Below are 15,701 nucleotides of genomic sequence, written 5' to 3'. Positions count from 1 at the left end.
CAATCATGAAACAGTGCACGCACGCCGACGCGCTGCCGCACCCGGAACCCGTCCCGCTCGGTGAGACGTGTCCGGAGTGCCTGCGGGACGGCACGGATCCGGTGCAGCTGCGCCTCTGCCTCACCTGCGGTCACGTCGGGTGCTGCGACTCCTCGCCGAACCGGCACGCCACGGAGCACCACAGGGAAACCGGCCATCCCGTGATGCGGACCCATGAGCCCGGCGAGGACTGGCGCTGGTGCTTCGTGGACCACGTACTGGTGTGACCCGGCGTGACTCCGGTGCCGGACGGTTCGACCGTCTGACGTCTGGGTACGTCAATGCGGCGCGCGCTCTTCCCATTTGGGAGCCGCAGACCCCTAGCCACGGAGCGTATTCATAGTTTTACTATGAGTGACAGCCCGGCTCGGGGTCCCGGGGACAGGACCGTCAAGAGCGCGATAGCGTCACCGCTGAACCACGTAGCGCGTTACCCGGGGGCGAACCAGGCCCTGAAACGCTTGTACCACCTTGGAGGTGAGGGTGTCCCAGATCGCAGGCGAGCCCGCGACCCAGGACTTCGTGGAAGTCCGGCTGCCGGCCGCGGGGGCCTACCTGTCGGTGCTGCGTACGGCCACGGCCGGCCTCGCGGCCCGTTTGGACTTCACCCTCGACGAGATCGAGGACCTGCGCATCGCGGTCGACGAGGCCTGCGCGATCCTGCTCCAGCAGGCCGTGCCGGGTTCGGTGCTCAGCTGTGTCTTCCGGCTCGTCGACGACTCGCTCGAGGTGACCGTCTCGGCGCCGACCACGGACGGTCACGCACCGTCACGGGACACCTTCGCCTGGACCGTGCTGTCCGCGCTCGCGGGCAAGGTCTCCTCCGCCGTGGACGAGGACAAGACCGTGTCGATCAGCCTCTACAAACAGCGCGGCGCGGGACCCGGGCCGGCGTGAGGAGCGAGGACGGGCCGGTGCGGGACGAAGAACGCGGCACACGGGAGCTGCCGGCCGAGCGGATGCCGGACGGCATCGACGGCATCCCCGAGCAGGCCCGGCCGCATCCGGTGGACGACTCCGCGGAGGCCGTGCCGCCGGGCGGCGGGCAGTTCGGCGGTGCCGCGCGGAGCCTGCCCGCGGCCGGGCCGGCCGGGACCGCTCCCGGCCGAGGGGGCGCTCCCGCCGAGGCCAGGCCGGCGGCGGGGGACGAGGCGAGCGCTCGGGGAAGGGCGACGGGCGGGACGATGAGCGAGCACGAGCGACACGCCGAGGACGAGGCGCCGCGGGCGCCCGCCGCGCGGGGCGCGCGGAGCACCCCCGGTGCTCCCGGCGCCCAGGGCGGGCACGCGCACCACAACCCGCAGGACCGCAGCGGGGCGCGCGCCATGTTCATCGAGCTGCGCACGCTGCAGGACACCACTCCCGAGTACGCGGAGCTGCGCAATCGGCTGGTGCGCATGCATCTGCCGCTGGTGGAGCATCTCGCGCGCCGCTTCCGTAACCGCGGTGAGCCGCTGGACGACCTCACCCAGGTCGCCACCATCGGCCTGATCAAGTCGGTCGACCGGTTCGACCCCGACCGGGGCGTGGAGTTCTCGACGTACGCGACCCCGACGGTCGTCGGCGAGATCAAGCGGCACTTCCGCGACAAGGGCTGGGCGGTGCGCGTGCCGCGCCGTCTCCAGGAGCTGCGGCTGGCGCTGACCACGGCCACGGCGGAGCTGTCCCAGCTGCACGGCCGCTCGCCCACGGTGCACGAGCTGGCCGAGAAGCTGGCCATCTCCGAGGAGGAGGTCCTGGAGGGCCTGGAGTCCGCGAACGCGTACTCCACGCTGTCCCTGGACGTCCCCGACACCGACGACGAGTCGCCGGCGGTCGCCGACACCCTGGGCGCCGAGGACGAGGCGCTGGAGGGCGTGGAGTACCGGGAGTCGCTCAAGCCGCTGCTGGAGGACCTCCCGCCGCGCGAGAAGCGCATCCTGCTGCTGCGCTTCTTCGGCAACATGACCCAGTCGCAGATCGCCCAGGAGGTCGGCATCTCGCAGATGCACGTCTCCCGGCTGCTGGCCCGCACCCTTGCCCAGCTGCGGGAGAAGCTGCTCGTGGAGGAGTGAGCGGGCCGGGGCCGCTACTTCTCGGCGCGCCCGGGTCCCCGGATGCCGAGGGCCCGGGTCGTCTCGGAGTTGATCAGCAGCACGAGCGCGGTGACGGCGACGACGGCGAGGACGATCCCGGCGGGGATGGCCACGCTGTCGGAGCGGAGCAGGTTGTAGGCCACCGGCAGTGCGATGATCTGCGTGATGACGGCGGGGCCGCGGCTCCAGCTCCGCAGTCCGAACAGCCCGCGCGCGGCGAGCAGCGGGAGCAGGGCGAGGACGATCAGCGTCACCCCGCCGGTGACGGCCTGCTGCCGGTCGTCCGGTTCACCCGTGAGGCCGAGGACCGACATCCACACGCCTCCGGCCACGAGCGCGGCCCCCTCCAGGGCGGCCAGCGCGGCGGCGTACGTCAGCCGGCGCGGGCGGGGCCCGGTGGCGTCCGGTGTGGTGGTGGGGGTCTGCTCACTGCTCACCCCTGAAGGGTAGCCCTCGCCGCGGGCGCCGTCCGTGCCGAGGTTCACGCCCCGCGCCCCGGTCCGCACGGCCTCGGTCTGGGCCCGGTACCCCTGAGTAGGTACCCTGCACGTCATGCGTGCACTTCTCGTGGTCAACCCGGCGGCAACCACCACCAGTGCGCGCACGCGCGATGTGCTGATCCACGCGCTCGCCAGCGAGATGAAGCTGGAGGCGGTCACCACCGAGTACCGCGGCCACGGGCGCGACCTGGGCCGGCAGGCCGCGGAGAGCGACGACATAGACCTCGTGGTGGCGCTCGGCGGCGACGGCACGGTCAACGAGGTCGTCAACGGTCTGCTGCACGCGGGACCCGATCCGGAGCACCTGCCCGGTCTCGCCGTGGTCCCCGGCGGCTCCACCAACGTCTTCGCCCGCGCGCTGGGTCTGCCCAACCATCCCGTGGAGGCCACCGGCGTCCTGCTGGACGCGCTGCGCGAGAGCCGTGAGCGTACGGTCGGCCTGGGGCTGACCTCGGGCACGCCGGGCTCGGACGACGAGGCCGTACCGGCCCGCTGGTTCACCTTCAACGCGGGGCTGGGCTTCGACGCCGGTGTGGTCGGCCGGGTGGAGCAGCAGCGGGAGCGCGGCAGGAAGTCGACCCACGCGCTGTACATGCGCCAGGTCGTCCGTCAGCTGCTCGGCGACCCGCACCGCCGGCGCGGGGTGATCACCCTGGAGCACCCGGGCGACGAACCGGTCACCGATCTGGCGCTGTCCATAGTCTCGAACACGTCGCCGTGGACGTTTCTCGGCAATCGCCCGATCTACGCGTCGCCTAAGGCCTCGTTCGATACCGGCCTCGACCTCTTCGGTCTCAGCCGCATGTCCACCGGCGCGGTTGCCCGGTATGGCACGCAGTTGCTCACTTCGTCCCCGGAGCGCGGACCCCATGGCAGGCATGTGGTCTCCCGGCACGATCTGACACGCTTCACCTTGCATTCGAAGGTGCCGCTGCCCCTCCAGATGGACGGTGACCACCTGGGGCTGCGAACCAGCGTGACGTTCACAGGCGTACGCCGTGCACTGCGTGTGATTGTGTGAGCAGAAAGGGCCAAAGTCCTTGCAGTCGAACGTTTAGGCCAGGATCCACCCCATGGAAGTACGGCTGTGACCTAGTCGACACCGAAGAATCAAAAAAAACTTTCCGGAAGGGGTTGTATCCGCCGCCGAGGTTTGCGAGTCTCTTCTTGGCGATCGGGACGGCCCGCAAGACCGGCCTCCACAGATCACCGGAACCCCTCTTCAAATCCAAGGACCACGCCAGCGAACCTGGCGGTCGGCCCTTCCCTTGTTGAGGGATTCGTGAAAGCGTTCACATTCACAAGCAATCGCATTACATACCTAGGAGAGGTAGCAGCCATGGACTGGCGTCACAACGCCGTTTGCCGCGAGGAAGACCCCGAGCTCTTCTTCCCCATCGGCAACACCGGTCCTGCGCTGCTGCAGATCGAGGAAGCCAAGGCCGTCTGCCGTCGCTGCCCGGTGATCGAGAGCTGCCTTCAGTGGGCGCTCGAGTCCGGTCAGGACAGCGGCGTCTGGGGTGGTCTCAGCGAGGACGAGCGTCGCGCGATGAAGCGCCGTGCCGCCCGCAACCGGGCCCGTCAGGCCTCCGCCTGACAACCCACCCCTGCTGACAGCCTGAGCTTGGCGGCGCGTACAGCGCGTACGCATCTCCCGCCCCCGAGCCGCAGCGCGCAGTTGAGCAAGAGCCCCGGCCGCATTCAGCGGTCCGGGGCTCTTTGCCGTCTGCGCCGGCCACCGATCCGGGGCCGCCCGCTACTTGTCCGACTGCACCGGGATGTCCAGGATCACCCTGGTCCCCCGCTCCGGCGCCTTCACCATGTCGAACGTGCCGCCCAACTCGCCCTCCACCAGGGTCCGTACGATCTGCAGGCCCAGGTTGCCCGCGGTGTGCGGGTCGAACCCCTCGGGCAGCCCCACGCCGTCGTCCTGCACGGTGACCAGCAGACGGGACTCCTTCGAGGTGCCGCCGCGGACCGCCGACACCTCGACGGTACCGGTCTCACTCTCCGTGAAGCCGTGCTCCAGGGCGTTCTGCAGCACCTCGGTCAGCACCATCGACAGCGGAGTGGCGACCTCGGCGTCGAGTATCCCGAAGCGGCCCGAGCGCCGGCCGGTGACCTTGCCCGGCGAGATCTCCGCGACCATCGCGAGCACCCGGTCGGCGATCTCGTCGAACTCCACGCGCTCGTCCAGGTTCTGGGACAGCGTCTCGTGCACGATGGCGATGGACCCCACCCGGCGCACCGCCTCCTCCAGCGCGGCACGGCCGCGCTCGGACCCGATGCGCCGGGCCTGCAGCCGCAACAGCGCGGCCACCGTCTGGAGGTTGTTCTTCACCCGGTGGTGGATCTCCCGGATGGTCGCGTCCTTGGTGATCAACTCGCGCTCGCGGCGGCGGAGTTCCGTGACGTCACGGAGCAGCACCAGCGAACCGATGCGCGTCCCCTTCGGCTTCAGCGGGATCGCCCGGAACTGGATCACCCCGTCGCGCGCCTCGATCTCGAACTCGCGCGGCGCCCAGCCGCTGGCCACCTTGACCATCGCCTCGTCCACCGGCCCGCGGGACGGCGCCAGTTCGGCGGTCGTCTGCCCGAGGTGATGACCCACCAGGTCGGCCGCGAGACCCATCCGGTGGTACGCGGACAGGGCGTTCGGGGAGGCGTACTGGACGATGCCGTCGGCGTCGAGCCGGATCAGCCCGTCACCGACCCGGGGCGAGGCGTCCATCTCCAGCTGCTGGTTGGCGAACGGAAAGGAGCCGGCCGCGATCATCTGCGCGAGGTCGGAGGCGCTCTGCAGATAGGTGAGCTCCAGCCGGCTCGGGGTGCGCACGGTGAGCAGGTTGGTGTTGCGCGCGATCACCCCGAGGACACGCCCCTCACGCCGTACGGGGATGGACTCGACCCGTACCGGAACCTCCTCGCGCCACTCCGGGTCGCCCTCGCGCACGATCCGGCCCTCGTCCAGGGCCGCGTCCAGCATGGGACGGCGTCCGCGCGGTACGAGATGGCCGACCATGTCGTCCTGGTAGGAGGTCGGGCCGGTGTTGGGCCGCATCTGGGCGACGGAGACATAGCGGGTGCCGTCGCGGGTGGGGACCCACAGGACGAGGTCGGCGAAGGAGAGGTCGGAGAGCAGCTGCCACTCCGAGACCAGCAGATGGAGCCACTCGAGATCGGTGTCGTCGAGGGCGGTGTGCTGGCGTACGAGTTCGTTCATGGAGGGCACGTCAGCGAGCGTACCCGGGGGTCGGTGCCGCTCCCGAGAACACCCGCGGGCCGCGGCGCCTGAGAGGGACCCTCAACCCTCCTCGGCACCGCAGCCCGGAGCAACATCGGCCGTGGGGTGTGCGGTCCCGGTCGGCCGAGGGACGAGGAGCCGGGGCAGTCAGGGCAGAGAGCTCCGGTTCCTCGGTTCCGCCTTCCTGTGCGGGGAAGGCAGGCTTGTGTTTCGCCCTGCTACGCATTGTGGACTAGACCACTGTCCCTGTAAATGCGTGGAACGCCGTTCTTTGATGTCGCCCCGCCGTCCGTCCGGACGCGGGCGTCCGCCAGGCAGCCTAACCCGTACGGCCTCCGCACGGGACGGGCCGTCGCGCAATTCGGCCGCGCGGACCCCGCACCCCCTCTGTTAGATTGAGATTGGTCTAAACCACATTGCATCACCCGGACCCGCGGACCCGGGGTCCCGTCCCAGTCGAGTCCTCCTGAAGATCGGCAGGCCCACCGTGGAAGTTGTCATCGTTGCGGACGCCAAGGCGGGCGGCGAGCTCATCGCCGAGTCCATGGCGCGGCTGCTGCGGCGCAAGCCCGACGCCCTACTGGGTGTGGCCACCGGATCGACACCGCTGCCCGTGTACCAGTCGCTGGCCGCACGGATGCGCTCCGGTGCCGTGGACGCCTCGCGGGCCCGGATCGCCCAGCTCGACGAGTACGTCGGACTGCCCGCGGAGCACCCCGAGTCCTACCGCTCGGTGCTGCGGCGCGAGGTGCTGGAGCCCCTCGGGATCGGCATGGACGCCTTCATGGGTCCCGACGGCACCGCCGACGACGTCCAGGGCGCGTGCGAGACGTACGACAGGGAGCTGGCCGAGGCCGGCGGCGTGGATCTCCAGCTGCTCGGGATCGGCACGGACGGGCACATCGGGTTCAACGAGCCGTGCTCCTCCCTCGTCTCCCGTACCCGTATCAAGACGCTGACCGAGCAGACCCGGGTGGACAACGCCCGCTTCTTCGACGGTGACATCGACCAGGTCCCGCACCACGTCATCACCCAGGGCATCGGCACCATCCTGGAGGCCCGTCACCTGGTCCTGCTGGCCACCGGCGAGGGCAAGGCGGACGCGGTCGCCGCGACCGTCGAGGGACCGGTCGCGGCGGTGTGCCCCGCGTCCGCGCTGCAGTTGCACGCGCATGCCACGGTGGTCGTCGACGAGGCCGCCGCCTCCAAGCTGAAGCTCGCCGACTACTTCCGGCACACCTACGCCAACAAGCCGGAGTGGCAGGGGATCTGACCGCCGCCCGTGGTCTGGACCAGCCCCCGCCCCAGGGGTATACAAAGGGGATCACGGAGCGTGCGGGGCACACCCCCGCCCCGAGCCGTGCCACGATGTCAGCCGCGGCCGATGGGATGTCGGCCGCTTCGGCACCCGGAGCCGGGAAGGCAGAGCATGAGCACCGACGTCAGCAGTGCGGAGAACGAGGGCGGGACCACGGTCCGTACCGCGCGCGTGCCTAAGTACTACCGGCTGAAGAAGCATCTGCTCGACATGACGGAGACGGCCCCGCCCGGGACGCCGGTTCCGCCCGAGCGCACCCTGGCGGCGGAGTTCGACACCTCGCGCACCACCGTGCGCCAGGCGCTCCAGGAGCTGGTGGTCGAGGGGCGCCTGGAGCGCATCCAGGGCAAAGGCACCTTCGTGGCCAAGCCCAAGGTCTCCCAGGCGCTCCAGCTCACCTCGTACACCGAGGACATGCGCGCCCAGGGCCTGGAGCCCACCTCGCAGCTGCTGGACCTCGGCTACATCACGGCCGACGACCGGCTCGCCGGGCTGCTCGACATCACGGCCGGCGGACGCGTGCTGCGTATCGAGCGGCTGCGCATGGCCAACGGCGAGCCCATGGCCATCGAGACCACCCATCTGAGCGCGAAGCGCTTCCCCGCGCTGCGGCGCAGCCTGACGAAGTACACGTCGCTCTACACCGCCCTCGCCGAGGTGTACGACGTCCATCTCGCGGAGGCCGAGGAGACCATCGAGACGTCCCTGGCCACCCCGCGCGAGGCCGGTCTGCTCGGCACCGACGTCGGCCTGCCGATGCTGATGCTGTCCCGGCACTCGCGGGACCGCGGCGGACTGCCGGTGGAGTGGGTGCGGTCGGTGTACCGGGGCGACCGGTACAAGTTCGTCGCGCGCCTGAAGCGCCCCCAGGACTGACCCGGACCCGTCTCGCACTCACCTTCGACGTGTCCCGCAAAAGCGGCGAAAACGGGTGGTTGACAAGGTTTTCGTTGCTGTTGCCTCTCGGTTGCGCGGCGCCTGGGTACCGCTGTGCGGACGAGGGGTTACGGCCGGACGGTGCCCTGACCTACATTTCCGCGCACTACCGCCGGTGATCAGTGAGGGGACGGGAACCGTCTGATGTCACAAGCCCCAGAAACCAGAGAAGGGCCGGTGGTGACGCCCACCCGCGTCGTCATCGCCCTCTGTCTCGTCGCACCGTTCGTGGCCATGCTGTGGGTCGGGTCCTACGCGAAGACCGACCCGGTGTTCATCGGCATCCCGTTCTTCTACTGGTACCAGATGCTGTGGGTGCTGCTCTCCACCGTCCTGACGATGACCGCGTACAAGCTGTGGCAGCGTGACCAGCGCGCCCGCTCGGCCTCGAAGGGCGGTGCGTCGCGGTGAACGACGGCGTCAACGGCGTGGCACTCGCCGTCTTCATCTTCTTCTTCCTGCTGGTCACGGCGATGGGCTTCCTGGCCGCGCGCTGGCGCAAGGCCGAGAACGAGCACAGCCTCGACGAGTGGGGCCTGGGCGGCCGGTCGTTCGGCACCTGGGTGACCTGGTTCCTGCTCGGCGGCGACCTGTACACCGCGTACACCTTCGTGGCCGTACCGGCGGCGATCTACGCGGCGGGCGCGGCCGGCTTCTTCGCGGTGCCGTACACGATCCTGGTGTACCCGCTGATCTTCACCTTCCTGCCCCGGCTGTGGTCGGTCTCGCACAAGCACGGCTATGTGACGACGTCCGACTTCGTGCGCGGCCGGTTCGGCTCGAAGGGGCTGTCGCTGGCCGTCGCGGTCACCGGCATCCTGGCGACGATGCCGTACATCGCGCTCCAGCTGGTCGGCATCCAGGCCGTGCTCGACGTGATGGGTGTCGGCGGCGGCGAGAACACCAACTGGTTCGTCAAGGACCTGCCGCTGCTGATCGCCTTCGGTGTGCTGGCGGCGTACACGTACTCGTCGGGGCTGCGGGCCCCCGCGCTGATCGCGTTCGTCAAGGACACGCTGATCTACATCGTCATCGCGGTGGCGATCATCTACATCCCGATCAAGCTGGGCGGCTTCGACGAGATCTTCGCCCGGGCGAGCGAGGCGTACAGCCAGACCAACCCGGCCACGGGTGCGCCGCGCGGCGCGCTGGTACCGGGCGAGGCGGGTCAGTGGACGTACGCCACGCTGGCACTCGGCTCCGCGCTCGCGCTGTTCATGTACCCGCACTCGATCACGGCGACGCTGTCCTCGCGCAGCCGTGAGGTGATCCGCCGCAACACCACGATCCTGCCGCTGTACTCCCTGATGCTGGGTCTGCTGGCGCTGCTCGGCTTCATGGCGATCGCGGCCGGGGTCAAGGTCAGCAACGGCCAGCTGGCGATCCCTCAGCTGTTCGAGGACATGTTCCCGGACTGGTTCGCTGGCGTGGCCTTCGCGGCGATCGGCATCGGCGCGCTGGTGCCGGCGGCGATCATGTCGATCGCGGCGGCGAACCTGTTCACCCGCAACATCTACAAGGACTTCATCAAGCCGGACGCGACGCCGAAGCAGGAGACCCAGGTCTCCAAGATCGTGTCCCTGCTGGTGAAGGTGGGCGCGCTGGTCTTCGTGCTGACCATGGACAAGACGGTCGCGATCAACTTCCAGCTGCTCGGCGGGATCTGGATCCTGCAGACCTTCCCGGCGCTGGTGGGCGGCCTGTTCACCCGCTGGTTCCACCGCTGGGCGCTGATCGGCGGCTGGGCGGTCGGCATGATCTACGGCACCGTCGCCGCGTACGGGGTGGCCTCGCCGACGCAGAAGCACTTCGGCGGATCGTCCAAGGAGATCCCGGGCATCGGCGAGATCGGCTACATCGGTCTCACCGCGTTCGTGCTCAACGTCCTGGTCACGGTCGTCCTGACGTTCGTCTTCCGGGCCGTCAAGGCGCCCGAGGGCGTCGACGAGACCCGGCCGCAGGACTACACGGCGGACGCCGGTGACGCCGGTGTCCAGGTGGAGCTTCCGCCGGCCACGGCGGGCAGTTCGCACTGACGCCGTACGTTTCGGGCAGCGGGCCGCCGGAGGAAATCCGGCGGCCCGTCGCCGTACCCGTCCGGCACACTCGGCTCATGGACATCGTCATCCGGCCGGTGGAGTCCGGCGAGTACGGGGAACTGGCCGAGATCACCGCGCGGGCCTATCTCCTGGACGGGCTGCTCGACTTCGGGGAGGACGACGCGTACCTGGATGAGCTCAGAAACGTGGCGAAGCGGGCGGCGGCCGCCGAGGTGCTCGTCGCCGTGGCGGGCGGGGTGCTGCTGGGCGGGGTGACGTTCGTGCCGGGTCCCGGTCCGATGGCCGGCATGGCGGGGCCGGGCGAGGCGGAGATCCGGATGCTCGCGGTCGCCCACGCGGGCCGGGGGCGGGGTGCCGGGGAGGCCCTGGTGCGTGCCTGCGTCGACCGGGCACGGGCCACCGAGGGGTGCGTACGGGTCGTGCTGTCGACCCAGAGCACCATGCGCGCCGCCCACCGCGTCTACGAACGGCTGGGCTTCACCCGCACCCCGGAGCGCGACTGGAACCCCCTCCCGGAGCTGGACGACATCACCCTGCTCACCTACGAGCTGACACTCTGACACCGTCGCGACACAAGATATGGGGTTGCTGGCGACACCCGGCACAAGATGTATGCTCATGCTCGCTGTCGCCGCAGGGGAATCCGGTGTGAATCCGGAACTGTCCCGCAACGGTGTACCCATGCCCGCGTGGCCATGGGGGTCAGTCCGAGGACCTGCCGACAGTGCGCCCGGCCGTCCGGTCCGGGTGCCTGACGTCCGGGCCTCGCGGAATGGGCCGGTGGACGCGACGCCCTGTGCGTTCGTGTACCGCCCCCTGCGCTCTTCGAGGCCCCGTGCCGAGCGAGGGAGAGCCACACGTGACCATCGCGCCAGCCGATCCGGTTTCAGCGATCGGCGTGACCGAGGAGAGCGACGGCCCCGGTGCCGCGCTGCTGCGGATCCTGACCGAGCTGACCGCCGACCTGCCGGACGCCGACCCCGGACGGGTCGCCGCCGCCGCGCTGCGCGGCCGGTCCGCGGCCGCCGACCTGGCGGAGCTGCGGGAGCTGGCCACCGAGGCCGCGGCCGGGCTGATCTCCGAGGACCCGGCGTACTCCCGGCTCGCCGCCCGGCTGCTCACCCTCGGTATCCGTGCCGAGGCCGCCTCGCAGGGTGTCACGTCGTTCACCGGGTCCGTCGCGACCGGCCACCGCGAGGGTCTGATCGCCGACCGGACCGCCGCGTTCGTCGGGCTGCACGCCGCCCGCCTGGACACGCTGATCGACACGGGCGCCGACGACCGCTTCGGCTACTTCGGCCTGCGCACCCTGCACAGCCGCTATCTGCTGCGGCACCCGGTCACCCGCAAGGTCGTCGAGACGCCCCAGCACTTCCTGCTGCGGGTCGCCGCCGGTCTCGCCGAGGACGACTCCGCGCGGTCGGTGGACGAGGTCGCCGCGCTGTACGCGCTGATGAGCCGCCTGGACTACCTGCCCTCCTCGCCCACCCTGTTCAACTCCGGTACCCGGCACCCCCAGATGTCGTCCTGCTACCTCCTCGACTCCCCGCTGGACGAGCTGGACTCGATCTACGACCGCTACCACCAGGTCGCCCGGCTCTCCAAGCACGCCGGCGGCATCGGCCTGTCGTACTCCCGTATCCGCGCCCGGGGTTCGCTGATCCGCGGCACCAACGGGCACTCCAACGGCATCGTGCCGTTCCTGAAGACGCTCGACGCCTCCGTCGCCGCCGTGAACCAGGGCGGGCGGCGCAAGGGGGCCGCGGCCGTCTACCTGGAGACCTGGCACTCCGACATCGAGGAGTTCCTGGAACTGCGCGACAACACCGGTGAGGACGCCCGCCGTACGCACAATCTGAACCTCGCGCACTGGGTGCCGGACGAGTTCATGCGCCGGGTGAACGCCGACGCGCCCTGGTCGCTGTTCTCCCCGGCGGACGTGCCGGAACTCGTCGACCTGTGGGGCGGGGAGTTCGACGCGGCGTACCGGGCGGCCGAGGCGAAGGGGCTGGCACGGAAGACCCTCCCGGCCCGCGAACTGTACGGCCGTATGATGCGCACCCTCGCGCAGACCGGCAACGGCTGGATGACCTTCAAGGACGCCGCCAACCGCACGGCCAACCAGACGGCGACGCCGGGCCATGTCGTCCACTCCTCCAACCTGTGCACGGAGATCCTCGAGGTCACCGACGACGGGGAGACCGCGGTCTGCAACCTGGGCTCGGTCAACCTCGGTGCCTTCGTGACCGGCGGCGACATCGACTGGGAGCGCCTGGACGAGACCGTCCGCACGGCCGTCACCTTCCTCGACCGGGTGGTGGACATCAACTACTACCCGACCGAGCAGGCGGGCCGCTCCAACGCCCGCTGGCGCCCGGTGGGCCTGGGCGCGATGGGTCTCCAGGACGTCTTCTTCCAGCTGCGGCTGCCGTTCGACTCGCCCGAGGCGAAGGCGCTGTCCACGAGGATCGCCGAGCGGATCATGCTCGCCGCGTACGAGACCTCCGCGGATCTCGCCGAGCGGAGCGGCCCGCTGCCCGCCTGGGAGCAGACCCGTACCGCGCGGGGCGTGCTGCACCCCGACCACTACGACACGGACCTCGTCTGGCCGGAGCGCTGGGCGGCGCTGCGGACGCGGATCGCCGCCGTGGGGATGCGCAACGCGCTGCTCCTGGCGATCGCGCCCACCGCCACCATCGCGTCCATCGCGGGCGTGTACGAGTGCATCGAGCCGCAGGTGTCCAACCTGTTCAAGCGCGAGACGCTGTCCGGGGAGTTCCTCCAGGTCAACTCGTATCTGGTGGACGATCTGAAGCGGCTGGGCGTGTGGGACGCGCGGACGCGTGAGGCGCTGCGCGAGGCCAACGGCTCGGTGCAGGACTTCGCCTGGATCCCCGACGACGTACGGCGGCTGTACCGCACGGCGTGGGAGATCCCGCAGCGCGGTCTGATCGACATGGCCGCCGCCCGCACCCCCTTCCTGGACCAGGCGCAGTCGCTGAACCTGTTCCTGGAGACGCCGACCATCGGCAAGCTCTCCTCGATGTACGCGTACGCGTGGAAGCAGGGCCTGAAGACCACCTACTACCTGCGCTCCCGCCCCGCCACCCGGATCGCCCGCGCGGCGGCCCGGACCACCGTCCCCGTCCCGCAGCAGGCCGGCCCCGACGCGGTCGCCTGCTCCCTGGAAAACCCCGAGTCCTGCGAGGCCTGTCAGTGATGACCACCAAGAACCTGCTCGACCCCGGCTTCGAGCTGACTCTGCGCCCCATGCGCTATCCCGACTTCTACGAGCGCTACCGGGACGCCATCAAGAACACCTGGCACGTGGAGGAGGTCGACCTCCACTCGGACGTGACCGACCTCGCGAAGCTCACCCCCGAGGAGCAGCACCTGATCGGGCGGCTGGTCGCGTTCTTCGCGACGGGCGACTCGATCGTGGCGAACAACCTGGTGCTGACCCTGTACAAGCACATCAACTCCCCCGAGGCGCGGCTGTATCTGTCCCGGCAGCTGTTCGAGGAGGCCGTGCACGTCCAGTTCTATCTGACGCTCCTCGACACCTATCTGCCCGATCCGGACGACCGGGCGGCGGCCTTCGCGGCGGTGGAGAACATCCCGTCCATCCGGGAGAAGGCCGGGTTCTGCTTCAAGTGGATGGACTCGGTGGAGAAGATGGACCGGCTGGAGAGCAGGGCCGACCGGCGCCGCTTCCTGCTGAACCTGATCTGCTTCGCCGCGTGCATCGAGGGCCTGTTCTTCTACGGCGCCTTCGCCTACGTCTACTGGTTCCGCGGCCGGGGTCTGCTGCACGGTCTGGCGACCGGCACCAACTGGGTGTTCCGGGACGAGACGATGCACATGTCGTTCGCCTTCGACGTGGTCGACACCGTGCGCAAGGAGGAGCCGGAGCTGTTCGACGAGGAACTCGGGCAGCAGGTCACCGACATGCTGCGCGAGGCGGTCGAGGCGGAGCTGCAGTTCGCCCGTGACCTGTGCGGGGACGGTCTGCCGGGTATGAACACGGAGTCGATGCGGCAGTACCTGGAGTGCGTCGCCGACCAGCGGCTGGTGCGGCTGGGCTTCGCGCCGGTGTACGGCTCGGAGAACCCGTTCTCGTTCATGGAGCTGCAGGGCGTCCAGGAGCTGACGAACTTCTTCGAGCGGCGCCCGTCCGCGTACCAGGTCGCCGTGGAGGGCACGGTCGACCTGGACGAGGACTTCTAGGGGTTGTGCCGCCCCGCGTCACGCCGCGCGTGCGGTGCGGCACGGGGCGGCGCTCTTCGCCGGGCGCGGGGCCGCCGGCGTGTCGTGGCGTGCGGCCGCGGCGCGGGCGGCCTCGGCCCGTTCGATCTGCCGGTCGATGCGCCGCTCGCGTGCGATGCCGAGCAGGGCGGGCCAGGTCATGAAGACGAACAGGCCGAGAACGGCCACCAGCGTGGTCAGTGCGTGTATCTGCGTCGTTTCCATGACACCACTGTCGCGCCGGATGCTCCTTACGGGGAGTGGCAGGACTGCCGTGCACCCTCGATTTACTGCCAATCACGAGGCACACTGGGGTCATGCTCCAGAACGTGGCCGCCGTCCTCCTCCACGGTGTGAACCCCTTCGAACTCGGTGTCGTCTGCGAGGTGTTCGGCGCCGACCGCAGTGACGACGGGCTGCCCGTGTACGACTTCGCCGTCGCCTCGGCCGACGGTCCCAGCGTGCGCACCAACACCGGATTCTCCCTCCAGGTCGAGCACGACCTGCGGCGGCTGGAGACGGCGGACCTCATCACCGTGCCCGCCGGTTCCTCCTACGTCTCCCGGGAGTTCCCGCCCGAGCTGCTGGACGTCCTGCGGCGGGCGGTGGACCGGGGCGCCCGGGTGCTCAGCGTCTGTTCCGGGGTGTTCGTGCTCGCCGCCGCCGGACTGCTCGAGGGCCGGCGCGCCGCCGTCCACTGGAAGCACGCGGAGGAGCTGACCAGGCGGTACCCCCATCTGACGGTCGAACCGGACGTACTCTACGTCGACGAGGACCCGGTGATCACCTCCGCGGGGACCGCCGCCGGCATCGACGCCTGTCTGCATCTGGTGCGCAAGGAGCAGGGCCCGGACATCGCCAACAGGATCGCCCGGCGCATGGTGGTGCCCCCGCACCGCGACGGCGGGCAGGCCCAGTACATCGAGCGCCCGCTGCCGGAGCCCGGCGGTGACACCGTCTCCGAGGTGCTGGTGTGGATGGAGCGGCACCTCGACGAGGAGACCACCGTCGAACAGCTCGCCGCCCGCGCCCATATGTCGCCGCGTACCTTCGCCCGCCGCTTCCAGCAGGAGACCGGCACCACGCCCTACCGGTGGATCCTGCGCCAGCGGGTGCTGCTGGCGCAGCGGCTGCTGGAGGCCACGGACGAGACGGTGGACGCGATCGCGGGCCGTACCGGTTTCGGCAACGCGGCGGCGCTGCGCCACCACTTCGTACGGGCCGTAGGCACGACTCCGCAGGTCTACCGGCGCACGTTCAGGGGCCCGGAGGCCGCCTGAACGT

General features: G+C 70.1%; 16 protein-coding genes and 1 riboswitch. Of the genes, 13 read left to right on the top strand and 3 right to left on the bottom strand.

All coding sequences use genetic code 11. The annotated features are described in order from the left end of the window. The first annotated feature begins 5 nt into the window (after positions 1-5). The 3 genes from ACGFR9_RS07130 to ACGFR9_RS07120 all read left to right on the top strand — a co-directional run bounded on the left by ACGFR9_RS07130 (position 6) and on the right by ACGFR9_RS07120 (position 2,093). Positions 6-266, top strand: coding sequence for a UBP-type zinc finger domain-containing protein (locus ACGFR9_RS07130; protein ID WP_030219872.1), 261 nt, complete (start codon positions 6-8; stop codon positions 264-266). Between the two features lie 256 nt (positions 267-522). Beyond that, complete coding sequence (locus ACGFR9_RS07125; RefSeq protein ID WP_004925829.1) at positions 523-936, top strand: anti-sigma regulatory factor; 414 nt, start codon at positions 523-525, stop codon at positions 934-936. Positions 937-953: 17 nt separating this feature from the next. After that, complete coding sequence (locus tag ACGFR9_RS07120; RefSeq protein WP_393203718.1) at positions 954-2,093, top strand: RNA polymerase sigma factor SigF; 1,140 nt, start codon at positions 954-956, stop codon at positions 2,091-2,093. A 14-nt stretch (positions 2,094-2,107) separates the two neighbouring features. On the opposite strand, the gene ACGFR9_RS07115 is transcribed toward ACGFR9_RS07120, so the two are convergent. Continuing rightward, a complete protein-coding gene (locus tag ACGFR9_RS07115) occupies positions 2,108-2,551 on the bottom strand; it encodes a hypothetical protein (RefSeq protein ID WP_393203716.1) in 444 nt (147 codons plus the stop codon). 115 nt (positions 2,552-2,666) lie between these two features. On the opposite strand from ACGFR9_RS07115, the gene ACGFR9_RS07110 reads away from it, so the two are divergent. After that, positions 2,667-3,635, top strand: coding sequence for a diacylglycerol/lipid kinase family protein (locus ACGFR9_RS07110; protein ID WP_393203714.1), 969 nt, complete (start codon positions 2,667-2,669; stop codon positions 3,633-3,635). A gap of 318 nt (positions 3,636-3,953) precedes the next feature. Further along, positions 3,954-4,211 carry a WhiB family transcriptional regulator gene (locus tag ACGFR9_RS07105; protein WP_030219886.1) on the top strand — a complete coding sequence of 86 codons (258 nt, stop codon included), beginning with the start codon at positions 3,954-3,956 and terminating at the stop codon, positions 4,209-4,211. Positions 4,212-4,370: 159 nt separating this feature from the next. On the opposite strand, the gene ACGFR9_RS07100 is transcribed toward ACGFR9_RS07105, so the two are convergent. Beyond that, positions 4,371-5,846: a sensor histidine kinase gene (locus tag ACGFR9_RS07100; protein WP_393203711.1), complete on the bottom strand. Its 1,476-nt coding sequence runs from the start codon at positions 5,844-5,846 to the stop codon at positions 4,371-4,373. A gap of 499 nt (positions 5,847-6,345) precedes the next feature. Here ACGFR9_RS07100 and nagB point away from each other — a divergent pair, with 499 nt between their 5' ends. The 7 genes from nagB (at position 6,346) to ACGFR9_RS07065 (ending at position 14,399) form a co-directional block, all read left to right on the top strand. Next, complete coding sequence (gene nagB / locus ACGFR9_RS07095; RefSeq protein WP_393203709.1) at positions 6,346-7,131, top strand: glucosamine-6-phosphate deaminase; 786 nt, start codon at positions 6,346-6,348, stop codon at positions 7,129-7,131. A 156-nt stretch (positions 7,132-7,287) separates the two neighbouring features. Next, positions 7,288-8,052: a GntR family transcriptional regulator gene (locus tag ACGFR9_RS07090; RefSeq protein ID WP_393203707.1), complete on the top strand. Its 765-nt coding sequence runs from the start codon at positions 7,288-7,290 to the stop codon at positions 8,050-8,052. A gap of 204 nt (positions 8,053-8,256) precedes the next feature. Further along, the gene (locus ACGFR9_RS07085) at positions 8,257-8,523 is read left to right on the top strand and encodes a DUF3311 domain-containing protein (RefSeq protein WP_393203705.1); all 267 of its coding nucleotides are present in this window, start codon (positions 8,257-8,259) and stop codon (positions 8,521-8,523) included. Continuing rightward, positions 8,520-10,148: a monocarboxylate uptake permease MctP gene (gene mctP, locus ACGFR9_RS07080; protein WP_311642034.1), complete on the top strand. Its 1,629-nt coding sequence runs from the start codon at positions 8,520-8,522 to the stop codon at positions 10,146-10,148. The genes ACGFR9_RS07085 and mctP overlap by 4 nt, the downstream gene beginning before the upstream one ends. A gap of 77 nt (positions 10,149-10,225) precedes the next feature. Further along, the gene (locus ACGFR9_RS07075; protein WP_393203703.1) at positions 10,226-10,732 is read left to right on the top strand and encodes a GNAT family N-acetyltransferase; all 507 of its coding nucleotides are present in this window, start codon (positions 10,226-10,228) and stop codon (positions 10,730-10,732) included. Positions 10,733-10,744: 12 nt separating this feature from the next. Beyond that, positions 10,745-10,910, top strand: a riboswitch (cobalamin riboswitch). A 121-nt stretch (positions 10,911-11,031) separates the two neighbouring features. Next, positions 11,032-13,392: a ribonucleoside-diphosphate reductase subunit alpha gene (locus tag ACGFR9_RS07070; protein ID WP_393203701.1), complete on the top strand. Its 2,361-nt coding sequence runs from the start codon at positions 11,032-11,034 to the stop codon at positions 13,390-13,392. Further along, entirely contained in the window at positions 13,392-14,399 is a 1,008-nt protein-coding gene (locus ACGFR9_RS07065; protein WP_393203699.1) for a ribonucleotide-diphosphate reductase subunit beta, read from the top strand. Before ACGFR9_RS07070 ends, ACGFR9_RS07065 begins: the two co-directional genes overlap by 1 nt. An 18-nt stretch (positions 14,400-14,417) precedes the next feature. Here ACGFR9_RS07065 and ACGFR9_RS07060 read toward each other — a convergent pair whose 3' ends face one another. Further along, complete coding sequence (locus ACGFR9_RS07060; RefSeq protein ID WP_393203697.1) at positions 14,418-14,642, bottom strand: hypothetical protein; 225 nt, start codon at positions 14,640-14,642, stop codon at positions 14,418-14,420. Between the two features lie 92 nt (positions 14,643-14,734). Here ACGFR9_RS07060 and ACGFR9_RS07055 point away from each other — a divergent pair, with 92 nt between their 5' ends. Continuing rightward, on the top strand, positions 14,735-15,697 hold the full coding sequence (locus tag ACGFR9_RS07055) for a GlxA family transcriptional regulator (RefSeq protein WP_393203695.1): 963 nt from the start codon (positions 14,735-14,737) through the stop codon (positions 15,695-15,697). Positions 15,698-15,701 lie beyond the last annotated feature (4 nt).

The organism is Streptomyces sp. NPDC048584 (genome assembly GCF_043199595.1).
Lineage (GTDB): Bacteria > Actinomycetota > Actinomycetes > Streptomycetales > Streptomycetaceae > Streptomyces > Streptomyces edwardsiae.
This window is presented reverse-complemented; position numbering and strand designations above follow the sequence as displayed.